At 67.4% G+C, this 25,747-nt stretch carries 21 protein-coding genes; 14 read left to right on the forward strand and 7 right to left on the reverse strand.

Features of this window, described 5'->3' with window-relative positions; all coding sequences use genetic code 11:
* Nucleotides 1-112: 112 nt before the first annotated feature.
* Together ACQ450_RS07870 and ACQ450_RS07875 are read left to right on the forward strand one after the other, a co-directional pair.
* Entirely contained in the window at nucleotides 113-1,282 is a 1,170-nt protein-coding gene (locus ACQ450_RS07870) for an acyl-CoA dehydrogenase family protein (protein ID WP_431471157.1), read from the forward strand.
* A 17-nt stretch (nucleotides 1,283-1,299) separates the two neighbouring features.
* Nucleotides 1,300-2,088 (forward strand): SDR family oxidoreductase, encoded by a 789-nt coding sequence (locus ACQ450_RS07875; protein WP_431471158.1) that lies wholly within the window; start codon nucleotides 1,300-1,302, stop codon nucleotides 2,086-2,088.
* Nucleotides 2,089-2,145: 57 nt separating this feature from the next.
* Here ACQ450_RS07875 and ACQ450_RS07880 read toward each other — a convergent pair whose 3' ends face one another.
* Complete coding sequence (locus ACQ450_RS07880; protein ID WP_431468840.1) at nucleotides 2,146-4,401, reverse strand: NADP-dependent malic enzyme; 2,256 nt, start codon at nucleotides 4,399-4,401, stop codon at nucleotides 2,146-2,148.
* Between the two features lie 189 nt (nucleotides 4,402-4,590).
* Here ACQ450_RS07880 and mutS point away from each other — a divergent pair, with 189 nt between their 5' ends.
* Entirely contained in the window at nucleotides 4,591-7,167 is a 2,577-nt protein-coding gene (gene mutS, locus ACQ450_RS07885; protein ID WP_431471185.1) for a DNA mismatch repair protein MutS, read from the forward strand.
* On the opposite strand, the gene ACQ450_RS07890 is transcribed toward mutS, so the two are convergent.
* The gene (locus tag ACQ450_RS07890) at nucleotides 7,145-7,852 is read right to left on the reverse strand and encodes a GNAT family N-acetyltransferase (protein WP_431468841.1); all 708 of its coding nucleotides are present in this window, start codon (nucleotides 7,850-7,852) and stop codon (nucleotides 7,145-7,147) included. The two genes, mutS and ACQ450_RS07890, sit on opposite strands and share 23 nt — an antisense overlap.
* Before the next feature lie 107 nt (nucleotides 7,853-7,959).
* Between ACQ450_RS07890 and ACQ450_RS07895 the strand changes: the two genes are divergently transcribed.
* The 4 genes from ACQ450_RS07895 (at nucleotide 7,960) to ACQ450_RS07910 (ending at nucleotide 11,040) form a co-directional block, all read left to right on the forward strand.
* Entirely contained in the window at nucleotides 7,960-8,187 is a 228-nt protein-coding gene (locus ACQ450_RS07895; RefSeq protein WP_431468842.1) for a hypothetical protein, read from the forward strand.
* 13 nt (nucleotides 8,188-8,200) lie between these two features.
* Nucleotides 8,201-9,037, forward strand: coding sequence for an alpha/beta hydrolase (locus ACQ450_RS07900; RefSeq protein WP_431468843.1), 837 nt, complete (start codon nucleotides 8,201-8,203; stop codon nucleotides 9,035-9,037).
* 38 nt (nucleotides 9,038-9,075) lie between these two features.
* Nucleotides 9,076-9,972, forward strand: coding sequence for a glutaminase (locus tag ACQ450_RS07905; protein WP_431471186.1), 897 nt, complete (start codon nucleotides 9,076-9,078; stop codon nucleotides 9,970-9,972).
* 198 nt (nucleotides 9,973-10,170) lie between these two features.
* On the forward strand, nucleotides 10,171-11,040 hold the full coding sequence (locus tag ACQ450_RS07910; RefSeq protein WP_431468844.1) for a hypothetical protein: 870 nt from the start codon (nucleotides 10,171-10,173) through the stop codon (nucleotides 11,038-11,040).
* A 367-nt stretch (nucleotides 11,041-11,407) separates the two neighbouring features.
* On the opposite strand, the gene ACQ450_RS07915 is transcribed toward ACQ450_RS07910, so the two are convergent.
* From ACQ450_RS07915 to uvrB, 4 genes are all read right to left on the reverse strand, one after another.
* On the reverse strand, nucleotides 11,408-11,866 hold the full coding sequence (locus ACQ450_RS07915) for a hypothetical protein (RefSeq protein ID WP_431468845.1): 459 nt from the start codon (nucleotides 11,864-11,866) through the stop codon (nucleotides 11,408-11,410).
* Between the two features lie 80 nt (nucleotides 11,867-11,946).
* Nucleotides 11,947-12,513 (reverse strand): hypothetical protein, encoded by a 567-nt coding sequence (locus ACQ450_RS07920; RefSeq protein ID WP_431468846.1) that lies wholly within the window; start codon nucleotides 12,511-12,513, stop codon nucleotides 11,947-11,949.
* 43 nt (nucleotides 12,514-12,556) lie between these two features.
* Nucleotides 12,557-12,982 (reverse strand): hemerythrin domain-containing protein, encoded by a 426-nt coding sequence (locus ACQ450_RS07925; protein WP_431468847.1) that lies wholly within the window; start codon nucleotides 12,980-12,982, stop codon nucleotides 12,557-12,559.
* Between the two features lie 83 nt (nucleotides 12,983-13,065).
* Complete coding sequence (gene uvrB, locus ACQ450_RS07930; RefSeq protein ID WP_431468848.1) at nucleotides 13,066-15,255, reverse strand: excinuclease ABC subunit UvrB; 2,190 nt, start codon at nucleotides 15,253-15,255, stop codon at nucleotides 13,066-13,068.
* 118 nt (nucleotides 15,256-15,373) lie between these two features.
* On the opposite strand from uvrB, the gene ACQ450_RS07935 reads away from it, so the two are divergent.
* On the forward strand, nucleotides 15,374-15,949 hold the full coding sequence (locus ACQ450_RS07935; RefSeq protein WP_431468849.1) for a DUF3617 domain-containing protein: 576 nt from the start codon (nucleotides 15,374-15,376) through the stop codon (nucleotides 15,947-15,949).
* A 5-nt stretch (nucleotides 15,950-15,954) separates the two neighbouring features.
* Here ACQ450_RS07935 and ACQ450_RS07940 read toward each other — a convergent pair whose 3' ends face one another.
* Nucleotides 15,955-16,395 (reverse strand): hypothetical protein, encoded by a 441-nt coding sequence (locus ACQ450_RS07940; protein WP_188056101.1) that lies wholly within the window; start codon nucleotides 16,393-16,395, stop codon nucleotides 15,955-15,957.
* 223 nt (nucleotides 16,396-16,618) lie between these two features.
* Between ACQ450_RS07940 and ligA the strand changes: the two genes are divergently transcribed.
* The 6 genes from ligA (at nucleotide 16,619) to ACQ450_RS07970 (ending at nucleotide 25,675) form a co-directional block, all read left to right on the forward strand.
* Nucleotides 16,619-18,748, forward strand: a complete 2,130-nt coding sequence (gene ligA / locus ACQ450_RS07945) for an NAD-dependent DNA ligase LigA (protein ID WP_431468850.1) — start codon at nucleotides 16,619-16,621, stop codon at nucleotides 18,746-18,748.
* 138 nt (nucleotides 18,749-18,886) lie between these two features.
* Nucleotides 18,887-21,358, forward strand: coding sequence for a TonB-dependent receptor (locus ACQ450_RS07950; RefSeq protein WP_431468851.1), 2,472 nt, complete (start codon nucleotides 18,887-18,889; stop codon nucleotides 21,356-21,358).
* 386 nt (nucleotides 21,359-21,744) lie between these two features.
* Entirely contained in the window at nucleotides 21,745-22,842 is a 1,098-nt protein-coding gene (locus ACQ450_RS07955; RefSeq protein ID WP_188056104.1) for a sensor histidine kinase, read from the forward strand.
* Nucleotides 22,839-23,639 (forward strand): LytR/AlgR family response regulator transcription factor, encoded by an 801-nt coding sequence (locus ACQ450_RS07960; protein WP_188056105.1) that lies wholly within the window; start codon nucleotides 22,839-22,841, stop codon nucleotides 23,637-23,639. The genes ACQ450_RS07955 and ACQ450_RS07960 overlap by 4 nt, the downstream gene beginning before the upstream one ends.
* A gap of 150 nt (nucleotides 23,640-23,789) precedes the next feature.
* A complete protein-coding gene (locus ACQ450_RS07965) occupies nucleotides 23,790-24,128 on the forward strand; it encodes a hypothetical protein (RefSeq protein ID WP_431468852.1) in 339 nt (112 codons plus the stop codon).
* On the forward strand, nucleotides 24,125-25,675 hold the full coding sequence (locus ACQ450_RS07970) for a methyl-accepting chemotaxis protein (protein WP_431468853.1): 1,551 nt from the start codon (nucleotides 24,125-24,127) through the stop codon (nucleotides 25,673-25,675). The genes ACQ450_RS07965 and ACQ450_RS07970 overlap by 4 nt, the downstream gene beginning before the upstream one ends.
* The last annotated feature ends 72 nt before the right edge of the window (nucleotides 25,676-25,747 follow it).

Here is a 25,747-nt window from a genome sequence, read left to right on the forward strand (position 1 = left end):
CCGCAGTTTGGAAAAACGGGTATGCCCCGGCTTGTTCGAGGCGCGCTCGCGCGCTAGCGAGCATGGCAGGACTGCGCGCCGTTCGAAGGCGCGGGACGGAAGAGAGGACGCCATGGCGCTGGACCCCGAAACCTTCGACGCCCTGATCGACACGATCCGCCGGTTCGTCGCCGAACGGCTGCGCCCGCTGGAGGCGCAGGTCGAGGCGGACGATGCGATTCCCGACGCCGTCATCGAGGAGATGAAGGCGATGGGCCTGTTCGGCTTGTCGATCGCCGAGGAATATGGCGGGCTGGCGCTGACGATGGCCGAGGAATGCAGGGTGGCGATCGAGCTGGGCCGCACGACGCCTGCGTTCCGCTCGGCGTTCGGGACCAATGTCGGCATCGGCAGCCAGGGGCTGGTGATGGCCGGCACCGACGCGCAGAAGGCACAGTGGCTGCCACGGATCGCGAGCGGCGAGATCGTCACGAGCTTCGCGCTGACCGAGCCCGACGTCGGATCCGATTCGGGCGCGGTGAAGGCGCGCGCGGTGAAGGAGCCCGGATCAGGGTCCGGGCCAGGGGACGACGTCTATCGCCTCTCGGGCACCAAGCGCTACATCACCAATGCGGACAAGGCCGACCTGTTCACGGTGATGGCGCGGACCAGCGACGATCCGGGCGCACGCGGCGTCTCGGCATTCCTCGTCCCGCGCGACCTGCCCGGCGTGTCGGTGGGCGAAGCCGAGAAGAAGATGGGGCAGAAGGGCGCGAAAGTGGCCGACGTCACCTTCGACGACGTGCCCGTTCCCGCCGCGAACCGCCTGGGCGCCGAGGGAGAGGGCTTCAAGATCGCGATGCGCGTGCTCGATCGCGGGCGGCTGCATATTTCGGCGGTGTGCGTGGGCGTGGCCGAACGACTGATCGCCGATTGCGTCGCCTATGCCAGCGAGCGCGTCCAGTTCGGCAAGCCGATCGCCGAGCACCAGCTGATCCAGGCGATGATCGCCGATTCGAAGACCGAGGCGCTGGCGGCAAAGGCACTGGTGCTCGAAACCGCGGCGAAGAAGGACGCGGGCGAAAATGTGGTGATGGAATCGGCCGCATCGAAGCTCTTCGCGTCCGAGATGGTGGGCCGAGTCGCCGATCGCGCGGTGCAGATCTTCGGCGGCGCGGGCTATATCGCCGACTATGGGATCGAACGGCTCTATCGCGACGTGCGGCTGTTCCGCATCTACGAAGGCACGACACAGATCCAGCAGCTGATCGTCGCGCGCGAAACGCTGAAGCGCGGCGGCTGAACCGAGGGAGAGAGACTATGGACGTCAATTCGCTGTTCCGGCTGGACGGCAAGGTCGCACTCGTCACCGGCGGATCGCGCGGCATCGGGCGGATGATCGCCGAGGGCTTCGTCGCTTCGGGCGCGAAGGTCTATGTCAGCTCGCGCAAGGCCGAGGCGTGCCAGGAAACCGCCGACGAGCTGGGCGAGAATTGCATCGCGCTGCCGCAGGACGTCTCGACGGTGGAAGGCTGCAAGGCGCTCGCCGCGCAACTCGCCGAGCGCGAGGACAAGCTCGACATCCTGGTCAACAACGCCGGCGCGGCCTGGGGCGAGCCGTTCGACAGTTTCCCCGAAAGCGGCTGGGACAAGGTGATGGACCTCAACGTCAAATCGCCCTTCTTCCTGACGCAAGCGCTGCACGGCATGCTGAAGGCCGCCGCGAGCGCGGATCGTCCGGCCAAGGTGATCAACATCACTTCGATCGACGGTCAGCGCGTGAACCCGTGGGAGACCTACAGCTATCAGGCGTCGAAGGCGGCGCTGATCCACCTGACGCGGCGGATGGCGGCGCGGCTGATCGAGGACCAGATCGTCGTCAGCTCGCTCGCCCCCGGCGCCTTTCCGAGCAACATGAACAAGGTTGCGCGCGACCATGGCGACCAGGTCGCCAAGCGGCTCCCGGCCGGCCGCGTCGGCCAGGACGAGGACATGGCGGGCGCCGCCATCTATCTCGCCAGCCGCGCGGGCGACTATGTGGTGGGCGAGACGCTGACGGTCGACGGCGGCGTGGTGAATGCGAACCTGACGAGCAGCATCGACAGCTAAGAGCGGCACGGGCGAGCCCCGGCGCACCCTGCGCCGGCGGCCCGCACGCGCTGCCGCCTAACGCGCGATGCCGCCCGCCGCGAGCACCGCCAGCGTCACCAGCTCGCTGGCGCTCGAAGTCATCGCCGCGACCTGGATCGGCTTTTCCATGCCGATCAGCATCGGGCCGATGGTGGCGTCGCCGCCCAGTTCGCGGAGCAGCTTGGCCGAGATGTTCGCCGACTGGAGCCCCGGCATGATCAGCACGTTCGCGGGGCCGGACAGGCGGGCGAAGGGATAGTTGGCGAGCTGGCGCGGGTTGAGTGCGACGTCGGGCGCCATTTCGCCTTCATATTCGAAGCCCGGCGCCTGCTCGTCGAGCACCTTCACCGCGGCACGAATGTTGTCGAGCCAGCGGCCTTCGGGATTGCCGAAGGTGGAGTAGCTGAGGAAGGCGACTCGCGGTTCGTGGCCCATCCGCCGCGCCACCTGCGCCGCGCCGACCGCGATCTGCGCCAGTTCCTCGCCCGAGGGGCGCTCGTTGACGGTGGTGTCGGCGATGAAGACGGTGTGCGACTGGCCGACCAGCACGTGCATGCCGAACGAAGTGCGATCGGGCTCCTCGTCGATCACGCGGCGGATCTGGCGCATCGTTTCGGCGTAGGTGCGGGTGATGCCGGTGAGCATCACATCGCCTTCGCCGAGCTGGAGCAACAGCGCGCCGAAGATGTTGCGATCCTGATTGACCATCCGCTCGCAATCGCGGCGCAGATAGCCGCGCCGCTGGAGCCGAGCATAGAGGAAATCGACCATCTGCGGCACCAGCGGCGAATTGCGGCTGTTGTGCAGCTCGAACTCGTTCGGGTTGGCGCCAAGCGCCTCGAGCCGCTCGTGCACGCTTTCGCGGCCGACGAGCACGGGCGTGCCATAGCCGCCCTCCTTGAACGCGATCGCGGCGCGCAGGACGACTTCCTCCTCGCCCTCGGCGAAGATCACGCGCTTGGGATTGGCGCGCGCGCCCTCATAGGCGAGCGTCAGCACCGAAGTCGTCGGATTGAGCCGGCCGCGCAGCGTCTGGCGATAGGCGTCCATATCCTCGATCGCCTTGGTCGCCACGCCCGAATCCATCGCCGCCTGGGCGACCGCGGCCGGCACGATTTCCATCAGCCGCGGGTCGAACGGCGCCGGGATGATATAATCGGGTCCGAAGCTGTGCTGGACGCCATAGGCCGTCGCCACTTCCTCGGGCACCTGCTGCCGCGCGAGCTGGGCCAGCGCCTCGGCGGCGGCGACCTTCATCGCATCGTTGATCGTCGTCGCCCGCACGTCGAGCGCGCCGCGGAAGATGAAGGGGAAGCCGAGCACGTTGTTGACCTGGTTCGGATAGTCCGACCGGCCGGTCGCGATGATCACGTCTGGGCGCGCGCGCTTCGCTTCGGGCGGCGTGATCTCCGGATCGGGATTGGCCATCGCGAACACGATCGGCCGCGGCGCCATCTTCGCCAGCAGCTCGGCCGGCAGCGCGCCCGCCGCCGAGAGGCCCATGAACACGTCGGCGCCGTCGAGCGCATCGGCGAGGCTGCGCCGATCGGTCTCGGCGGCATGCGCCGACTGCCACTGGTTCACGCCCTCGCGGCCGCGCCAGATCACACCGGTGCGATCGAGCATCAGCAGATTGTCCTGCGGCAGCCCCATCGCCTTGATGAGATCGGCGCAGGCGATCGCCGCGGCACCCGCGCCGTTCATCACCACCTTGGTCGCCTTGATGTCGCGCCCGGTGAGGTGCAGCGCGTTGATGAGCCCCGCCGCAGCGATGATCGCGGTGCCGTGCTGATCGTCGTGGAAGACGGGAATGTTCATCCGCTCGCGCAGCGTCTGTTCGATGACGAAGCACTCGGGGCTCTTGATGTCCTCGAGATTGATGCCGCCGAAGCTGGGTTCGAGCAGCTCGACCGCATCGATGAAGCGATCGACGTCCTCGGTCTTGAGCTCGAGATCGATCGAATCGACGTCGGCGAAGCGCTTGAACAGCACCGCCTTGCCTTCCATCACCGGCTTGGAGGCAAGCGCACCCAGATTGCCGAGGCCCAGGATGGCAGTGCCGTTCGAGATGACGGCGACGAGATTGCCCTTGGCGGTATAGTCATAGGTCTTGCCGGGATCCTCCGCGATCGCGCGCACCGGCACGGCCACGCCGGGCGAATAGGCGAGCGCCAGATCGCGCTGGGTGCTCATCGGCTTCGAGGCGATGATCTCGATCTTGCCGGGCCGCCCCTCTGAGTGGAACAGCAGCGCTTCGCGTTCGGAAAATTCGACGTTGCTGCCTTCGTTCATCGCTTGCCACTCACCCTGGTTTCTCGGCGCCTCGCGTCTCCGGATGGGCTTGTTCCGAGGTCCGCCGCTCCGCATAAGCCCTGTCCCCGGCTCTTGCGGCACGGGACATGCCGGAACAAGACCGGCAGGACGTTTTTTTGCTTGCTGGACGCTACGTACGCCATGGCCGACGCCCCCGCCCCCACGCCGATGATGGCGCAATATCTGGCGCTGAAGGCCGAGGCGGAGGATTGCCTGCTGTTCTATCGCATGGGCGATTTTTTCGAGCTGTTCTTCGAGGATGCGAAGATCGCCAGCGCCTGCCTCGACATCGCGCTCACCGCGCGCGGCGAGCATGAGGGCGCGAAGATCCCGATGTGCGGCGTGCCGGTGCATTCCGCCGAGGCGTACCTCGCGCGGCTGATCAAGGCGGGGCATCGGGTGGCGATCGCCGAACAGGTCGAAACCCCCGAAGAAGCGAAGAAACGCGGCGGATCCAAGGCGCTCGTCGCGCGCGCGATCGTGCGCGTGGTGACGGCGGGCACGCTGACCGAGGAAGCGCTGCTCGACAGCCGCGCCGCCAACTGGTGCGCAGCCGTGGGCGAAGCGGGTGGCGAAGTCGCGATCGCCTGCGCCGACATTTCGACCGGCCGGTTCGAAGTGATCGAATGCGGCGCCGAGCGGTCGGCGGCCGAGCTCGCGCGGATCGCCCCCGCGGAAACGATCGCTTCCGAGGCATCGGAACTGAGCGAACTGGCGACGACCCTGCGCCCCCGCGCCGAGTTCGACAGCACGCGCGGCGAAGCGCGGCTCAAGACGCTGTTCGGCGTGGCGACGCTCGACGGCTTCGGCAGTTTCAGCCATGCCGGGCTGGCCGCCGCCGGCGGGCTGGTCGCCTATTTCGATCACACCGCCAAGGGCGCCCTGCCCTTTCTGCGCCCGCCGCGCGTCAGCCGCACCGACGCTTGCATGGCGATCGACGCGGCGACGCGCGAAAGCCTGGAGCTGACGGTGAGCGCGAGCGGCAGCCGCAAGGGCAGCCTGCTCGACGCGGTCGATCGCACCGTCACCGGCGCGGGCGCGCGGATGCTGGGAGCCGACATCGCCGCGCCGCTGATGGACCGCGCCGCGATCGAGGCGCGGCTCGCGCTCGTCCGGCGATTTCACGACGATGCGGGGTTGCGCGACGCGGTTCGCGCGGCGCTGCGCGCGCTGCCCGACATCGGCAGGGCGCTCGGCCGGCTCGCCGCCGGGCGCGGCGGTCCGCGCGACCTGGGGCAGTTGCGCGACGGACTCGACGGGGCATGGCGGCTGGGCGAACGGCTGGACGGCGCCGCGGACCGCCCGCCGCTGCTCGAAGGGCTGACACCGCTGCTGCGCGGCCATGGCGCGCTGATCGACCTGCTCCAGCGCGCGCTGGTTCCCGATCCGCCGGTGGATGCCGCGAGCGGCGGCTTCGTCGCGGAAGGCTATGACGCCGCGCTCGACGATCTGCGCGACACCGGCGCGGGCGGACGGCGGGCGATGGCGCGGCTGGAGGCCGAATATCGCGAGCGGACCGGCATTGCCGGGCTCAAGATCAAGCACAATGGCGTGCTTGGCTATCACATCGAAGTGCCGGCCAAGGCCGCCGACCGGCTGATGGCGCAGGATTCCGGCTTCACCCATCGGCAGACGCTGGCCGGCGTGGTGCGCTTCAACGCGCCCGAGCTGCACGATCTGGCGCTCAAAGTGACTCAGGCGGGCGCGCATGCGCTGGCGGCCGAGGCGGCGCATCTGGAGGAGCTGACCAGCGCGGCGATCGACCGGCGCGAGGCGATCGCGGCGACCGCGGATGCACTGGCCCGGATCGACGTGTCGGCCGCGCTCGCCGAGCGGGCCGCGGAAGGCGGCTGGGCATCCCCCGCGCTGGTCGATCACGCCTGTTTCGAAGTCGAGGGGGGGCGGCATCCGGTGGTCGAGGCGGCGCTGGCGCGATCGGGCGAGCGATTCGTCGCGAACGACTGCCGCCTTTCGGAAGATTCGCGGCTCTGGCTGGTCACCGGGCCCAATATGGGCGGCAAATCGACTTTCCTGCGCCAGAACGCACTGATCGCGGTGCTGGCGCAGGCGGGAAGCTATGTTCCGGCGACACGCGCGACGCTGGGGCTCGTCGACCGGCTGTTCAGCCGCGTCGGCGCTTCGGACAATCTGGCGCGCGGGCGATCGACCTTCATGGTCGAGATGGTCGAGACCGCGGCAATCCTGGCGCAGGCGGGCCCACGCAGCTTCGTGATCCTCGACGAAGTGGGGCGCGGCACCAGCACCTATGACGGGCTCGCCATCGCCTGGGCGGTGGTCGAGGCGATCCATGAGGAAAACCGCTGCCGCTGCCTGTTCGCGACGCATTACCACGAGCTGACGCGGCTGGCGGAGCGCTGCGAGGCGCTGAGCCTGCACCATGTGCGCGCGCGCGAGTGGAAAGGCGAGCTGGTCCTGCTCCATGCGCTGGCCGAGGGGCCGGCCGACCGCAGCTATGGCCTGGCGGTGGCGCGGCTGGCGGGCATGCCGCCGATCACGATCAAGCGCGCGAAGGCGGTGCTCGACAAGCTCGAAGCGGGGCGCGAGAAGACCGGCGGGCTGGCCGCGGGGCTCGACGACCTGCCGCTGTTCGCGGCCGCCGCCGAGCAGGAGGAGGAACAGGTCGATGCGCTGCGCGCCGAGCTCGACGCGCTCGACGTCGATGCGCTCAGCCCGCGCGAGGCGCTCGACACGCTCTACCGGCTCAAGCGGCTGACGCAGGAATAGGCGCGGGCTCGAGCATCGTGTAGACGATCGGCCGCCGCACCCGGAAGCCGAGCGCCGCATAGAGCCGAACGGCGGGATTGTCGGCGAAGCAGTGCAGGAACACTGCCTCGCCGCGCGCGAGGCTGCGTTCGATCAGCACGCGCATCAGCGCCTCGGCAAACCCGTGCCCGCGCCATTCGGGATCGGTGCAGACCGCGCTCACTTCGGTGAAGCCCGGCAGCTTCAGCCGCTCGCCCGCCATCGCTACCAGCCGCCCGTCCCGGCGGACACCGACGAAATCGCCCATCCGGTGGGTGTTGGCGGAAAAGGGACCCGGACGCGTACGCTCGGCGAGAGCGCGCATCTCGGGCGCGTCGGCGTCGCCCAGCGCGACCCAGTCGATCGGAGCGCGCTTGGCGGGAGGCAGCGGTGCATCGAGCAGCATCTGATCGAGGCTGGCCTGGAGCGCGATTCGCGTTTCCGGCAGCGGCGGCGGCGGATCGGCTTCGACGAGGCCGATCGCACCGTCGGCCGGTACGAGCGCGCGCAACGCCGCGGTCGCCGCCGCGCCCGCATTCGCCGCGGCGGCGAAGATGCTGATGTCCGCTCGAAAGCGCCGGGCGAGTGCATCGCCTTCGGCAAGGGCGGCATGACGCGTGGCGAGCGCGTTCCAGACGGGGCGATCGAGTGGGTGCGAGTCGGGCATGGCGGCTTCATGCCCCGGCGCGAAGGGCCGCACATCCCGGAATCTGCGTTCGAACTGCGGCGTCGCGCAGCTTGCGTCGGGCGGCGCAGGCCGCGAAAGAGAGCCGCATGACTGCCGACGACCTCATCGACCGCTTCCTGGCCGCACTGCTGCGGGCGCATGGCGGGACGAAGCACCGCTGGCGAACGGTGCTGGGGCAGGTGCGAGTCTACAGCCGCCAGACCCATCCCCATTGCAACTGGTCGATCACACCGGGCGGGACGGCGGCGGAGAACGCCGCGGTAGAGGCGCTCGCCGATCGCATGCGCAACGAGTATCCCATCATCGGGACCTGAAGGGGAAGGCGACATGCGACGGTTGATCCCATCGGCGGCGATCGCGCTCGGGCTGCTCGCGGCGGCATGCACGCCGGCACCGAACGCACCCACGCTCGCGCACCTCCCGGCGCTGAACGGCGACTATTTCCCGCTGACGTCCACGGCGACGGGGCGGACCTATCATGTCTATGTGCGGCTGCCCGAAGCCTATGCCGAGACGCCGGACGTGCACTATCCGACCGTCTATCTTCTCGACGGCGATTCGACCTTTCCGCTGCTCGCGCCGCAGCATCTGTTTCTCGGCTATGACGACGCCATCCCCGAGGCGATCGTCATCGGCATCGCCTATGGCGGCTTCGGCGAGGTGAACAAGCGCGCGATCGACTTCATGCCGCCGGGCAGCGCGGCCGAATCCGGCGCGCCGGCATTTCAGGCGATGCTGAAGGACGAACTGCTCCCGCGTACCGAGGCGCGCTACCGCGCCGATCCGGCGCGCCGCATCCTCGTCGGCCAGTCACGCGGCGGCGCGTTCGTGCTCTATTCGGCGTTCACCGATCCCGATCTCTTCTGGGGCCGGATCGCGAGCAATCCGGCGCTGCCGCCCACCACCGACTTCTTCCGGGGACCGCCCGCGCCCGCCCAGCGGCAGGACCTGACGCTCGCCGTGGTGAACGGCACGCGCGATTCGCCGCGGCTCCGCCCGCACACCCAGGCATGGTTCGCCCATTGGCGCGGGCGGCCGGCGCCGTGGAGACTCCACGCGATCGACCTCGACGGCGGCACTCATGCCGCCGATCTGCCCAATGCCTATCGGCTGGGGCTGCACGCGATCTTCGATGCCGACGCCGAGGACGAGGCGCGCGATTGATCGACCTGGAGGAAATCGTCGCCGGCATCGCCGCCGAAATGGCGCAGGCGCCCGAGCGCGGCGTGCCGGCCGGCTATATCGCGCCGCTCGCCGCCGTCGATTCGGCTCGGTTCGGAATCGCGATCGTGACTGCCGACGGCCGCGAGTTCGCGGGCGGCGACGGCGACATGACCTTTTCGATCCAGTCGATCTCGAAAGTGTTCGCGCTCACGCTGGCGCTGGGCGTGGCCGGCGACCAGCTGTGGACCCGGGTCGGAGTCGAACCCTCGGGCACGGCGTTCAATTCGATCGTCCAGCTCGAGCATGAGCAGGGCATCCCGCGCAACCCGTTCATCAATGCGGGCGCGATCGTCGTCACCGACGTGCTGCTCGGCCGGCACGAGCCGCGCGAGGCGATCGGCGAGATGCTGCGGTTCGTGCGGATGCTGGCGGGCGACAAGGACATTTTCGTCGACGAGACCGTCGCGCGGGCTGAAGAGGAGACCGGATTCCGCAACCTGGCGCTCGCCAATTACATGCGCGCCTTCGGGAATCTGCGGCGGCCGGTCGAGCAGGTACTCGGCGTCTATTTCCATCATTGCGCGCTGGCGATGAGCTGTCGCCAGCTCGCGCGGGCGGGCCGCTATCTGATGACCGGCGGGCGTCACCCCGAGACCGGGCACAGCATCGTCTCCGCCCGGCGCGCGCGGCGCATCAACGCGCTGATGCTCACCTGCGGCCATTACGACGGATCGGGTGAATTCGCCTTTCGCGTGGGCCTGCCCGGCAAATCGGGTGTGGGCGGAGGGATCCTGACGATCGTGCCCGGAGTAGCGAGCATCGCGGTCTGGTCGCCCGGGCTCAACGAGCGCGGGAACTCGCAGCTCGGCACCTTCGCGCTGGAGCGGCTGGTGCATCGCACCGGCTGGTCGATCTTCGATCCGCGGCCCGGCTGACCGCGGCTCCGGTTGGTCACAGCACGCGATCCTGCTATGAAGCTGGCGCCTTGCCGATACGGCCGCATCCGCTTCGGCCGCTTCCAGCGTAGTTCGACTGCGCCATCGGCAGTTCGGGCGCCACTCGGCCGCCTCTGCACGCAATGCGGCGGCGCTTTGTCGTGGCCGATCCGATCAGAATGAAACAGGGGGAGCCGCATGTCAGAGCGCGCCATCGTCGAGAACGATTCCGAGCCCAAGGCCAATATGGACGCGATCTATGTCCAGCCGGACCCGCGCGCCTATTTCCGTGAGCTGGCCAAGGTCGATTATACCATCCCCGATCTGGCCAAGCCGGTCTTCCGTCGGCTTGTCGAGGCGCTCTCCGAACGCCGGGCGATACCGCTACAGGCACTCGATCTGGGCTGTTCCTACGGCGTCAACGCCGCGTTGCTGAAGCACGATCTCTCGATGGAGGATCTTCGCCAGCACTGGACGCGCGGAGCGCTGGCCGATGCGACTGCGAAGGAAATCGTCGAGGCGGATCGCGAGTTCTTCGGCGAGGACAGGGCCGACAACGATATTGCCGTCATCGGGCTGGACCAATCCGAACCCGCTATCGCCTTTGCCGAGGAAGCGGGACTGCTGGAAAGCGGAATGGCAGTCGATCTGGAGAATGTCCCCTTGCCGGCGATCATCGCCGAAAAGCTGGCCGGCACCGATCTGGTGCTGTCCACCGGCGCCGTCGGCTATATCACCGAACAGACCTTCGGAAAGCTGTTGCCGGCGATCACGCGCGACAGCACGCCGTGGATCGCCAATTTCGTGCTCCGGATGTTCCCTTTCGATGCGATCGCCGAAACGCTCGCGCAATGGGGCTATGTCACCGAGAAGCTGGAGGGGCGCACCTTCGTGCAGCGCAGCTTCGTTTCCGACGGCGAACAGGCCCGCGTGATCGCGGCGCTGGAGAAGCTGGGGATCGACGCCGCCGGCCTTGAGAGCGAGGGCCAGCTTCACGCGGAATTCTTTCTGTCGCGTCCGCGTGACGAAGCCGAGGCGCTTCCGCTCGAACGGCTGCTCGCAGACTGAGATCCCCCCGAAATGAAAGAGGCTGCCGGATCCCGCAGGACCCGGCAGCCTCGAACATGGTCAGCGGCCGGAAGCTCCAGCCCGGGAGACCATGCGGGCCGCGCGCTCGCGGCGGTGAAGACCTTGATCGGGAAAGGAGCTTCCCGGCCTTCAGCTAGCCGGAGCGACTAGCGGCGCGTCTCCCGAACGAACTGAACCGACCCCATTGCTGAACCATGAGACATCGGATCACCTCCTTTCGCTAGTTAAGGACAGGGCGTGCCACGTCGGACACGCGCGAATCTTGAATCACCGCGAGTCGCAGAACAAGTCTTGTTTTGCAGGCCGTTCTGTAGGAATCTGGAGTTCTGCGCGTCGAACCGGGCGGTCAGCCCCCGACGCATCCACCGAGCGCGCGGCCGATCGCGGCATCCCCCGGCATCACCAGCAGCGATTCCTCGCCGATCGCGACGCCCAGACGCGCCGTTTCCCGCGCCAATGTCCGCACGAACGGCGCACCGGCAGTCAGCACTGATTCGACCTGCGGAAGCTGCGTTCCGTTCCGCCGCGCGTCGAGCGTCACCGAGCCGTCGTCGGCGACGAGGCGCATCGTCGCGGCATCGTCTTCCAACCTGCCCGAGCGCAGGAAATGCACCTGCCCCGCCTGCGCGTCGCAGCGGATCGTGAAGACGGCCTCGCTGGCAGGTGGGCCGAACAGCGCCGCGGCTTCGCCATCCCTCTCGCGGAAGAACCAGCTGCCCATCGCCAGCGGAGCATTCTCCAGTTCGGGAGCGGGCGACGTCGGCGCCGGTCCGGCGGGCGCAGGCCCACCCGCATCGCCCGCCAACCGGCTTTCCTCGCCAGCGGGGTCAGAGCCAGCGCCGCAAGCGGCAACGAGCAGAAACGCTGCTGTCGCCGCCGCGCGCATCACAGGCGGCAATCCTCTGCGACGCGCAACACCTCGGCCCAGGCCGGGATCACCAGCGGCCGCATGGTCGCGGTCTCGACGATGAAGCGGCCACGGCTGAACCCCATCGCGTCGAGCACCGGATCGCGCGGATCGAGCGCCACCGCCAGATAGCCGGGCTCGCCGCCGGTCGGCAGCGCAGTCATCGGCTGCAGCATGCTGGAAGTGCGGATCGTGAGCGGCAGCCCGCCTGCCCCCGCCGTGCCGCGGCGGGAGAGATAGACGCGCCCCGCCGCGCGATCGCAGCGGATGGTGAGTTCGGCATCCCCGCCAGGCTGGCCATAGAGCGCGACGCTGCCCCGCTCGTCGCGACGATAGTCCCAGGTGCCGGGAGTGAGCGCCCAGTCGCGCCAGTCGCCAGTCGGCAGATCGGCGACCGGGGCGGGCGCAGACGCAGGCGCCGGGGCGGGCACCGGCACAGGCGGTGCCGAGGGGGGAATCACCGTCGGCGAACAGCCGGTGCAGGTCACCAGGGCGACGATCGAGGCAGCGGCGGCGAGGCCGACGGAGGGGAACAGACGGCGCATGGTGCGCCTTATGCGCGATCCGCCCGCGCCGCTCAACACGCGATCAGGCAGCGCTTTTGATATGCAACCGCTTCAGATGCGGATGGAGCACCGCCTCCTCCATCGCGATGCACGCGGCGAGCTGGCTCAGAACCAGCCGCGTTTCCGCCTGAAACTCCCGCCATTCGCGCGTGATCCGGGCCACCGGCCACTGCTGGACATAGCGGCGGAAGCTCTCGTCGGTTTCCCCATGCTCCTGGCGGAACCGCCACGCGGCAGCGATTGCGGCTCCATCGCCCGAAACGACCAGCCGTTCATAGACCTGGCGATCGCCGTTCGCGCAATGGTCGAGCAGCGCGGCTGCCATGTTCCAGCGGACAGCCGCCACGGCTGCCGCATCGGGCACGGCCGCATCGACGATGCGCGCCAGACGCGCGGCAGCGTCCTCAAGCTCCCGATGTTCGAGAAAATGCTTCTCAATCAGTTGCATAAATCCCCGCACGGCTTGGTTCGTCCCAAGCATCGCGGGGCTGAATGAGTCCTTAAGAAGAGGCGAAAAAGGCTATGCGCGGATCAGCGCCGGCCACCGCCGAACTTGCGCTGGACCTTGCCATAGCGCGTCTTGCGGGTGCCCGGCTTTCCTTCGTTGGAACGACCCATGACCGGCGCCTTGTGCTCGCCGGCGGGCAGGCCGAGTTCCTCGTTCTCGAGCTGGCGGATCTGATCGCGCAGCCGAGCCGCTTCCTCGAATTCGAGATTGGCGGCCGCATCGCGCATCTTCTTCTCCAGCTCCTCGATATAGGCGCGCAGATTATGGCCCACCATGTGCGGCCGATCCGCGTCGATCTCGACGGTAACCTGATCCTTGCTGGAGACATGGGCGATGATGTCGCCGATGTTCTTCTTCACCGTCTCGGGCGTGATGCCGTGCTCGGCATTATACGCTTCCTGCTTCTCGCGGCGGCGGCTGGTTTCGCCCAGCGCGCGCTCCATGCTGCCGGTCATCCGGTCGGCATAGAGGATCACCCGCCCCTCGACGTTGCGGGCGGCGCGGCCGATCGTCTGGATCAGCGAGGTCTCCGAACGCAGGAATCCTTCCTTGTCGGCGTCGAGGATCGCCACCAGCCCGCATTCGGGGATGTCGAGCCCCTCGCGCAGCAGGTTGATGCCGATCAGCACGTCATAGACGCCCATCCGCAGGTCGCGGATCAGCTCGATCCGCTCCAGCGTCTCGACGTCCGAGTGCATGTAGCGGACCTTGATGCCGGCTTCGTGCATATATTCGGTGAGGTCTTCGGCCATGCGCTTGGTGAGCGTAGTCACCAGTGTACGATAGCCTTTTGCGGCAGTGGCGCGGCACTCCTGGATCAGGTCCTGGACCTGTTCCTCAACCGGACGGATTTCCACCGGCGGATCGATCAGCCCGGTGGGCCGGATCACCTGTTCGACGAATACGCCGCCGGTCTGCTCCATTTCCCAGCCGCCGGGCGTCGCCGAGACGCTGACCGTCTGCGGGCGCATCGCATCCCATTCGTTGAACCGCAGCGGGCGATTGTCGATGCAGCTGGGAAGGCGGAAGCCGTGTTCGGCCAGCGTGATCTTGCGGCGGTGGTCGCCGCGCGCCATCGCGCCGATCTGCGGCACGGTCTGATGGCTTTCGTCAACGAAAAGCAGCGCATTCTCGGGCAGATACTCGAACAGAGTCGGCGGCGGCTCGCCGGGCAGGCGACCGGTGAGAAAGCGGCTGTAATTCTCGATTCCCGCGCAGCTTCCGGTTGCGGCGATCATCTCGAGGTCGAAATTCGTGCGCTGCTCCAGCCGCTGCGCCTCGAGCAGCCGGCCCTCGATCTCCAGCTCCTTCAGCCGCTCGGCAAGCTCGTGCTTGATCGCCTCCATCGCTTGCTTGAGCGTCGGACCGGGCGTGACATGGTGCGAGTTCGCATAGACGCGGATGTGGTCGAGAGTGGCCACCTTGGCACCAGTGAGCGGATCGAACTCGACGATCTCCTCAATATCGTCGCCGAAGAAAGACACGCGCCAGGCGGTGTCTTCATAATGCGAGGGGAAGATTTCGAGGCTGTCGCCGCGCACGCGGAAGGTGCCGCGCACGAAAGCGGCCTCGTTGCGCTTGTATTGCAGCGCGACGAGCTTGCGGATGATCTCGCGCTGATCGACCACCTGCCCCTTCTTCAAGTCGAAGATCATCGCCGAATAGGTTTCGACCGAGCCGATGCCGTAGAGGCAGGACACCGATGCGACGATCAGCACGTCGTCACGCTCGAGCAGTGCGCGAGTCGCCGAATGGCGCATCCGATCGATCGCCTCGTTGATCGAGCTTTCCTTCTCGATATAGGTGTCGGTGCGCGGGACGTACGCCTCCGGCTGGTAATAGTCGTAATAGCTGACGAAATATTCGACCGCATTCTCGGGGAAGAAGCTCTTGAACTCGCCATAGAGCTGCGCGGCGAGGATCTTGTTCGGCGCGAGCACCAGCGCGGGGCGCTGAAGCGCCTCGATCACCTTGGCCATGGTGAAGGTCTTGCCGGAGCCCGTGACGCCCAGCAGCACCTGGTCGCGCTCGCCCGCGCGGGCCTGTTCCACCAGCTCCGGGATCGCGGTGCGCTGGTCGCCCGAGGGCTCATAATCAGAGATGAGCTTGAACTTCTTGCCGCCCTCGGCCTTCTCGGGCCGCTGCGGGCGATGCGGAACGAAGCTCTCGCCGGTTTCCGGCTCGTCGAGGGTGGTGCGAATCTGGATTGCCATCGCAGGCGAATATGGGTCCGGCGGCGCCGTACGCAAAGGAGCGTCGCAGCGATATCGGATTGCCTTGCCGCGCCGCAACCGGCAGGGATGCGGCGATAGAGATACAAGGGGAATTCGGATGCAGCGTTTGATCCTGGTTTCGGCGGCGGCACTCGCGCTCGCGGCGTGCGGCGGAGCGGACAGCACCGAGGAAACCGCCGCCGCTACCGGCGAGGTGTCGATGACCAATGCCACCGCGGAGCAAGTGGCGGCGCAGGTCCAGGCGGCGCGGACCCGCAGTCCGATGCAGGCCGGCCAATGGGAGCAGCAGCTCGAGATCGTCTCTGTCGAGCTGCCCGGCGTGCCCGAAGGTCCGCAGCGGACGATGGCCGAGCAGATGGCGAACGCCGGCGCGCGTACGGTGAACCGCTGCGTAACCGAGGAAGAGGCCAATCGCGTCAATCTCGACGCGCTGGGCGGCGTCGGGCGCAACTGTTTCTACCATCGCCTGCGCATCGCCGATGGCGAGATCGATGCGCGCTTCACCTGCACCACGCCGGGCGGCGACACGGTGGAAAGCACCATGGACGGAAAGCTGGCCGGAGATGAAATGGATCTGACGATCGATTCGTCGACCGAGCTGGCGAACACCCCCGGATCGATCGACATGAAGCTACGGATCAGCGGCCGGCGGACCGGCGACTGCCCGGCCTGACCGCGTCAGCGCTGGCGACGGTAGGCGATCCGCCACATGAGCGCGCCGATGAGAGCAGCGACCAGCGCCAGAACGGCGCTCGTCGCCGCCGCGCTCAGCCAACGATAGAGCCAGGTGCGATTGTCCATCGGCGGCATTTCGAGCAGTCCGAAGCCATAGGTCTGCGCGCCCAGAAAGATCGTCATCGCGGCGACCGCCCCGACCAGCGCGGCATGCCGCATCCGCCGCAATCCGGCGACGTGCATCACGAGCCAGAGCGGCCCGCCGACCGCCGTGATCCCCAGCCCCATGATGACCGTGCCGAGCACCCATGCCGCGGCCAACGCCAGCGGATCGCGCTGGCCGCCCTGCAGCACGAGCAACAAAATCACGATTCCGCCGATCGCGCTCCCTGCGGCCAGCGCAAGCCCCGCACGGTCGATCGATGCCTCATAGCGGCGCGGCATAGCTGTTGCCCGGCTTCCCACTGCGACCCTTCCCCGCAGACGCGATAGCGGGGCCGCCACGCCCGCTCAAGACGGCGATCGGCTGCCGACGCTTCATCGGGGGACTCTCCGCTCGGCGACCGCAGGTGACGCCGGACACCGGGCGGGTTTCGATGTGGCGACGATACTAGCGAACGGCCTGCCGGCGCTTGATTGCGGGCAAGCGGGAAACTACCGGCAGGCGATGCCGAATCTGCCGCAGACCGATGATGAAGCCGCCGCCGAACTGGCGCGCCTTGCCGCGGAGATCGCGCGGCACAATGCGCTGTATCACGGGCAGGACACGCCGGAGATCAGCGACGCCGCCTTCGACTCGCTGATGCGGCGGAACGCGGACGTCGAAGCCGCCTTCCCGCATCTCGTGCGCACCGATACGCCTTCGGCGCAGATCGGCGCCGCACCTGCGGGGCATCTCGCCAAGGTGCGCCACGCACGGCCGATGATGAGCCTCGACAATGGCTTTTCCGACGAGGAGGTGCGCGAGTTCATCGGCCGGGTGCGCCGCTTCCTCAGCCTCGACGAGAGCGAGCCGGTCGCGCTCACCGCCGAGCCCAAGATCGACGGCCTCTCCTGCTCGCTGCGCTACGAAGGCGGTCGGCTGGTCCGCGCGCTCACCCGCGGCGACGGCGAGACCGGCGAGGATGTGACCGCGAACGTCCGCACCATTGCCGACATTCCCCAGTCGCTCGACACCGCCTTCGACCTTCTCGAGGTGCGCGGCGAAATCTATATGGAGAAAGCGGCGTTCGCGGCGCTGAATGCGCGGCTGCGCGACGAGGCGGCAGAGGCGGGCGGTCCGGCGAAGGCGCGCCAGTTCGCCAATCCGCGCAATGCCGCCGCCGGTTCGCTGCGCCAGAAGGACGCAGCGGTCACTGCCGCGCGACCGCTGCGCTTCTTCGCACACGGCTGGGGCGAGGTCTCGCAAGCGCCTGCCGACACCCAATATGAAGCGATGCAGGCGATCGCCGCGCTGGGCTTTCCGCTCGCACCGCTGGTCGCGCGCCACGACGGAGTCGAAGGCGCACTCGAACATTATCGCAGCATCGAGGCGCAGCGCGCCGACCTGCCGTTCGACATCGACGGCGTCGTCTACAAGATCGACCGGCTCGACTGGCAGGCGCGGCTCGGCAACGTCGGCCGCGCGCCGCGCTGGGCGCTGGCGCACAAGTTTCCCGCCGAACAGGCGCAGACCACGCTCGAGAGGATCGACATCCAGGTCGGTCGCACAGGCAAGCTCACCCCGGTAGCACGGCTCGAGCCAGTGACCGTGGGCGGCGTCGTCGTCACCAACGCCACGCTTCACAATGCCGACGAGATCGCCCGGCTGAACGCGTGGCCCGGCGATCGGGTGGTGGTGCAGCGCGCCGGCGACGTGATCCCGCAGATCGTGGAGAACCTCAGCCGCGACGAGACGCGCGGTGCCTGGCCCTTCCCCTCCCACTGCCCCGAATGCGGGTCGGCGGCCGAGCGCGAGCCGGGCGAAGTCGACTGGCGCTGCTCGGGCGGGCTCATCTGCCCGGCGCAGCGCGTCGAGCGGCTGCGCCACTTCGTCTCGCGCCACGCGCTCGACATCGAGGGACTCGGCCTGACCCACATCGAGAGCTTCTTCCGCGACGGGCTGGTCAAGACGCCGGCCGACATCTTCCGCATCACGCGCGACGCGCTGCTCACACGCGAGCGCTGGGCCGAGGTTTCCGCCGACAATCTGGTCGCCGCGATCGACGCGCGGCGCGCGCCGCCGCTCGATCGCTTTCTCTTCGCGCTCGGCATCCGGCACGTCGGCGAAATTACCGCGCGCGATCTCGCGCGGCGCTGGACGAGCTGGACGGGGTTCCGCGAGATGATCGGCCGCGCGCTGGCGAAGCGCGCCGAGCTGACGCCAGCGCTCGGCGAAAGCGACGCCAAATTTGCAGAGCGCGTGGGCAAGGAGCTGGCAGCGATCGTCGAAACCGCCGGGATCGGGCCAGAAGTCGCGCGCGCGCTGGTCGATTTCTTCGCCGAGCCGCACAACGCCGAGGCAGTCGACGATCTGCTCGAACAGGTCCGGCCTGGCGACGTGGTTCACGAAACGCGCGAGTCTGAGGTCAGCGGCAAGACTCTGGTGTTCACCGGCACGCTGGAGACGCTGAGCCGCGACGAGGCAAAGGCACAGGCCGAGGCGCTGGGTGCGCGCGTGGCGGGATCGGTTTCGGCGAAGACCGACCTGGTAATCGCCGGCCCGGGCGCGGGATCGAAGCTGAACAAGGCGCGTGATCTGGGTATCGCGGTGATCGACGAAGCCGGCTGGGCAGCAATCGTCGCAGCCGCGAAGTGATGCTTTTTTGCAACGCAACAGAACCGCTTTTCCAGCGCGTGAATACTGTCACGTAAGCGACATAATCGGGGGGCATTGGCGCCGGCGGACGGTGCAAAGCACCGCGGATACAATTGCAGCCGCACCGAAAGGAAGACCATGCGCACCAAGCTTTTCGCTGGCGTGGCGTTCGCCGCGCTCTTCACTCCCGCCGCCGCATTCGCGCAGTCGGCGGGCTCCATCGAATTCGGCGGCGATGACATCGTCGTTTCGGGCGTCCGCTCGACCGACGTCGGCGGCATCGACGTTCCGACCGAGCCCAAGGCGAAGGTCGAGATCGAGCGCGAGCTGATCCTGCGCCAGCGCCCCGGCCAGACGATCAACGACACGATCAACCTGGTTCCCGGCGTCAACTTCCAGAACAACGATCCCTGGGGCTCGCAGGGCGGCACCTTCACCATCCGCGGCTTCGACGGCGGCCGCGTCTCGCAGACGATCGACGGCATCCCGCTGAACGACTCGGGCGGCTATGCGCTGTACACCAACCAGCAGCAGGACCCCGAGACGCTCGCCTCGGTGAACGTCAACCTCGGCTCGACCGACGTCGACAGCCCGACCGCCTCGGCCGTCGGCGGCACCGTCAACATCCGCACCCGCGTCCCCGGTGACGAACTGGGCGCCATGGTCGCCGCGACCTACGGCAACATCCTGGCCGAAGGCTCGGGTGATCGTCCGTTCAACCGCATTTTCGGCATGATCGACACCGGCGATCTGACGGGCATGGGCACCAAGGCGTTCTTCTCGGCCTCCTATGCGCATGCGGAAAGCGCCTTCAACAACTATGGCGTGACCGAAAAGCAGCAGTACAACGGGCGTATCTATCAGGAACTGGGCGCCAACGGCGACTATATCTCGGTTGCGGGCCACTATAACGAGAACCGCAACAACTTCTTCGGTTCGAACTTCCGCCTGTCGGGTTTCCCGACCGAAGGCGAAGGCCGCTTCTACGACATCAACTATCCGTGCCAGATCGACGCACCGCAAGCGGGTGTCCGGGACCAGACGAACACCTGCGGCACCGAGTTCGACCGCCGCTACAACCCGTCGAACACGGGCAACATTCGCGGTTCGTCGCGCTTCACGATCATGGACGGCCTGATCCTGACGGTCGAGCCGAGCTTCCAATATGTGAAGGCGAACGGCGGCGGCGTGACCACCGCCCGTGAAGGCACTTACACCGTCGGCGGCCAGTCGCTCCTCGGCTACATCGGCAATCAATACTACTTCGGTCGCGACCTGAACGGCGACGGCGACGTGCTCGACACCTGCACGACTGCGTCGTGCTCGAGCTCGAGCTCGAACCCGCAGCGGTTTAACGGCGTGCTGCTCACCAACCCGAGCCAGACCCAGACGCGCCGCTACGGCGTGATCGCCGGCCTGTCCTACGAGCTGAACGCGGACAACCGCATCCGCGTGATCTACACCTTCGATCGCGCCAAGCATCGCCAGACGGGCCAGCTGGGCTTCGTCGCCCGGAATGGCGAACCCTTTGACGTTTTCCCGGTCAACGATCCGGTGCTCGACGCGAACGGCGAAGCGGTCCAGAAGCGCAACCGCCTGTCCTATGCCACGCTGCACCAGGTGGCCGCCGACTATCGCGGCAACTTCTTCGACGACGCGCTGACGGTCCGCCTCGGCCTGCGCGCGCCGTTCTTCTCGCGCGATCTGACCAACTATTGCTTCACCACCTCGTCGGAGGGCTTCGTCGACTGCGTCAGCAGCGGTTCGGAAGCGGCCTATGCCGCGGCCAACCCGAACTATGCGCCGCCGCAGAGCCGCTACTTCGAATATGACAAGCTGCTGCCGAACGTCGGCTTCACCTACAACTTCACTCCGGCGGCCTCGGTCTTCGGCAGCTACTCGCAGGGTCTCGGCGTCCCCGGCACCGACCAGCTCTACGACAGCTTCTACTTCCCCGACGGCACGGCCGATGCGCGTCCGGACCCGGAGACGACCGACAACTTCGACCTTGGCGTCCGCTATCAGACCGGCCTCGTCCAGGCGCAGCTCGTCGGCTGGTTCACGCGTTTCGACAACCGTATCTCGACCACCTATGACCCGGTGCTGGACCAGACGTTCACCAGCAACCTCGGCCCGGTCGAGAAGTACGGCGTCGACGCCAACATCGCCTTCCGTCCGGTTCCGTCGCTCCTGCTCTATGTGTTCGGTTCGTACCTGCACTCGGAGATCAAGGAAGACGTGCCGACCGACGGTGGCGTCCTCGAGACCGCCGGGAAGTTCGAAAGCGACACGCCCGAATATTCGTTCGGCGGCCGCGTCCAGGGCACCTTCGGCGATCTCGACATCGGCGCGCAGGTGAAGCACACCGGCCCGCGCTGGGTGAACGACATCAACACCGTGCAGATCGACGGCTACACGCTGGTCGACCTCGACGTGCGCTACTCGCTGGCGTCGGCGGGTCTGGAGCAGACCTACCTCCAGCTGAACGTCAACAACCTGTTCGACGAGCTGTACATCGGCAGCATCAACTCCGATCTGACGCAGACGAACCCGTTCGTGAACATCGGTTCGCCGCGTTCGATCAGTGCGTCGCTGATCGTCGGCTTCTAAGCCGCCGCATCTTCGGACGAACGAACGGCCGCCGCTCCAGCAATGGGGCGGCGGCTTTCGTTTGCCGTCCGGATTCGAACCGGTGTGGCGATCCGCTCTTGCCCGATGCAGCGATTTCGGGCTCTATGGCCTGCGAACGATAACCGGAGCGGTCACAGGCTCCGGACGGATGAGGATGGAGCCGGGAAGGCAGACGCGAACGTTCGCGCGGCCCAGGCTCAGCGAGGCACCCTGGAGGTGCGGCTGCACCTGGCCGCCGCTCAGCGCGAGCGGCGGCCCTTTTCGTGGCGGAACAGCGCCGGCGCTCCGCCGGTTTTGCGGTGTTCGACAGCGATGATACAACGACCACCCGTTCCGCCGCGCCAGCAAAGACCCATTCTCCGCGCATGAAGCTCGCCATCTTTTCCCGACCCTTCTTCGAACAGAAGAGCCGCGCCTTCTGGGTGCTGCAGGCGGCCGGCTGGTCGGGCTATCTGCTGCTGCGCATCGTGTCGAACATCTCGAACACCTCGCTTTCGATCGAAGGCGTGATCCGCGTGCTGATCGAATCGATCATCGGCTATTGCCTCACGCTGCTGCTCTCGACGCTCTACGGATGGTTCCGGCGGCTGCCGCGGATCACCGGAATCCTGCTCACCATCGCCACGCTGCTGATGGCGACGATCATCTATGCCGTGCTCAATGCCTTCACCATTTCGGTGATCCGCGACGCGCTGCCGGGCATTTCGCTGAACCTGATCCTCGGCAACATGTTCCTCAATTTCACGGTGCTGGCGGGCTGGTCGGCGCTCTATTTCGCGATCAACTTCTACCTGATCGTCGAGGAGCAGATCGATCAGCTCCAGGTACTCGAGAGCCAGGCATCGACCGCGCAGCTGGCGATGCTGCGCTACCAGCTCAATCCGCACTTCCTCTTCAACACGCTCAACTCGATCTCCACTTTGGTTCTGCTCAAGCAGACCGAGCGGGCCAATGTGATGCTTTCGCGCCTGTCCTCCTTCCTGCGCTACACGCTGGCGAACGAGCCCACCGCGCATGTGACGCTTTCGCAGGAAGTGGAGACGCTGAAGCTCTATCTGGAGATCGAGAAGATGCGCTTCGACGAGCGGTTGCGGCCGCATTTCGAGATCGATCCGCGCACCGTGAAGGCGCGGCTGCCCTCGCTGCTGCTCCAGCCGCTGGTCGAGAATGCGATCAAATATGCAGTCACGCCCAAGGAGGAAGGCGCCGACATCACCGTGACGACGCGACTCGCCGGAGAACGCGTTCATATCACCGTATCCGACACCGGCCCGGGATTGATCGAGCCGCGTTTGCGGCCGACGCTGTCGACCGGAGTGGGGCTTGCGAACATCCGCGAACGGCTGGCGCAGGCATTCGGACCGGACCACCGGTTCGAAACCCGATCGAACCCGGGAGGCGGCTTCCGCGTTGAGATCGAGATCCCGTTCCAGTTCGAGGAACCTACACGAGAGGCAGCATGACCATCCGAACCATCCTCGTCGACGACGAGCCGCTCGCCATCCAGGGGCTGGAGCTGCGGCTGCAGGCCCATGAGGATGTCGAGATCGTCGACACCTGCGTGAACGGCCGCGAGGCGATTCGTTCGATCAAGACCCACAAGCCCGATCTGGTCTTCCTCGACATCCAGATGCCGGGCTTCGACGGGTTTTCCGTGGTCCAGGGGCTGATGGAAGTCGAGCCGCCGCTGTTCGTCTTCGTCACTGCCTATTCGGACCATGCGATCCGCGCGTTCGAGGCGCAGGCGATGGACTATCTGATGAAGCCGGTCGAGGAATCGCGGCTTGCCGACACGCTCCAGCGCGTTCGCCAGCGGCTTTCCGAGCGGCGCGGCGTCGAGGAGATCGAGAAGCTGAAGGGCGTGCTCGCCGAAGTGGCGCCCGAAGCCGCCGAGACGCTGGGCGAAGGCGGCGACGGCATGGCCGCCAACCGGTTCGAAAAGCTCATCAATATCAAGGATCGCGGCCAGATCTTCCGCGTCGACGTCGACACGATCGAGCGGATCGACGCCGCCGGCGACTATATGTGCATCTACACCGGCGACAACACGCTGATCCTGCGCGAAACGATGAAGGATCTCGAGAAGCGGCTCGATCCGCGCCGGTTCCAACGCGTCCACCGCTCGACGATCGTCAACCTCGACCTCGTTCGCCAGGTGAAGCCGCACACCAACGGTGAGTGCTTCCTGGTGCTCGATTCGGGCGCGCAGGTGAAGGTGAGCCGCAGCTATCGCGACGTGGTGGCGCGCTTCGTTCACTGATCGTCCGGTGACGCTAGACGGGGTGCCGTGGCACCCGGCCGGGCGCTCGTGACGGGCTGCGCAAAAGCCCGTCCCGCGCGCGGCGATCACCAGTACCCGTAGGACTGCGGAGCCGCCCGCGGGGATTTTGCTCATTCTATAATGGGCTTAATGCGCACGACCTCCGTCTCGACCGTTCCGCCCGCACGGCGCCGCAAGGGCTTTGTTGTCCTCCAGGCGGTGCTGCTCGCGCTTGCGGGAGGCCTGGCCTTTCTCCCGCCCGCCCAAGGCCGCATCCTGATCGTTCCTCTTGGCACGACGGACGCCAGCAGGGTCGCCGCCTGGGCGAGCGCCGGCGGCGCCAAGCCGGTCGATTCCGGCCCGTTCGCCGGCAGCCTGATCGTCGAGGGCGCGCGCGCCGCGCTGCTCCCCGGCGCGCTGCGCCACGGCGCGCTGCTCCTCAACACCAATCTGCCCGGCTGTTCGGGCTCATCAGAGAAACCGGCATGACCAACGCACTTTCGCTCGACCATCTGCGCCTGCTCGGCATGCGCACGATCGCGGCCATCATGGTCGCGCTTGCGCTCGCGACTGCCGCCGGATCCGCCAGCAGCGGATTCGCGCAAGGGGCGCTGCCCGTGATCCTGGCGTTCGTGCTGCCGATCTACCCCGTTCTACTGGCGCTGCGCGGCGCGTTCGACGCGAACGCGCGGCTGATCGCGACGATGACCGTCGTCGCCCAGCCGGCGCTGATGCTCTACGTCTTCGAAGGTGCGGCGTGGCAGGTGGACCTGCACATGATCTTCTTCGCCGCGCTGGCGGTGACCGCGCTGCTGTGCGACTGGCGCGCGCTGGTGGGCGGCGCGGCGGTCGTGGCGGTGCACCATCTGCTGCTCGGCATGCTCGTGCCCGAATGGGTATTCCTGGGCGGTGGCGGCATCGGCCGCATCCTGCTCCACGCGGTGGTGCTGATCGTCGAGACGGGCGCGCTCGTCCTGCTCGCGCAGAGCATCGTGGGTCTGCTCGCCAAGGTGTCGCAGGAAGCCGATGCGCGAATCGCAGCGGATGCGGCTGCGCAGGCCGAACGCGCCGAACGCGCCGCCGAACTCGAGCGGGTGGTGGCAAGCGTGAGCGGCAGCCTGGAGGCGATGGCGCGCGGCGATCTGACGCGCGAGATCCGCGAGAGCTTCCCCGCAGCCTATGCCGCGCTCAAGGCGAATTGCAACGCTACCGCCCAGTCGCTGCGCCAGCTGATCGGCAGCGTCGGCGAAGGCGCACGGCAGATCGGCACCGGATCGACCGAGATCGCCAATGCCGCCGAGCAGCAGGCGCGCCGCATCGAGCGCACCGCTGCGAATCTTGAGGAGACTTCGGTCGCGGTGGCAAGCATCGACGAGCGACTGCAGGCGCTGGCGCAGACCGCAGAAGGATCGCTCGCCTGCGCCGACGCGGCGACGGGCAGCGTCGAGAGCGGCCGCGCGAGGGCGCTTCATGCCGTCGAGACAATGGGCCGGGTGCGCCAGAGCGCCGAGGGCATCGACGATGTGATCGAGGGGCTCGACAAGATCGCTTTCCAGACGCGCGTCCTGGCGATGAACGCCGCGGTCGAGGCGGGCCGAGCAGGCGAAGCGGGCCGCGGTTTCGCCGTCGTCGCCGATCTGGTTTCGGCGCTGGCGATGCGCGCGGAGGAAGAGGCCAAGCGCGCGCGCGAGCAGCTGACCGTGACGCAGGACGAAGTCGCCGGAGCCGTCGGCGCCGTCGAGGAAGTCGATAGCGCGCTGACCGCGATCGCCGAGACCGTGGAGAAGGTGCATGCGCTGCTGAGCACGACTGCCGGCGAGAATCAGGCGCAGGCGCAGGCGATCCGTGAAATCCGCTCGGCGATCGGCGAGATGGAGATCGGCGCCCAGCAGGACGCGGCAATGGTCGAGCAGACCTCTGCCGCTGCGCGGGAGCTGCTGGGCCAGGTGCAGGCGCTGACCGAAAGCACCGCACAGTTTAGCGTCGAGGAGGCGCGAATCGAGCGGCAGTGGACCGGGAGCGCCAGCGTTCACTGAGTCACGGGGCCGGCGATATATCGACTATCGATAAACCGCTTGGCAGCGACATCAAGGTGATGTATATCGTTT

Source organism: Sphingosinithalassobacter sp. LHW66-3, from assembly GCF_050703275.1.
Taxonomy (GTDB): Bacteria; Pseudomonadota; Alphaproteobacteria; order Sphingomonadales; family Sphingomonadaceae; genus Sphingomonas.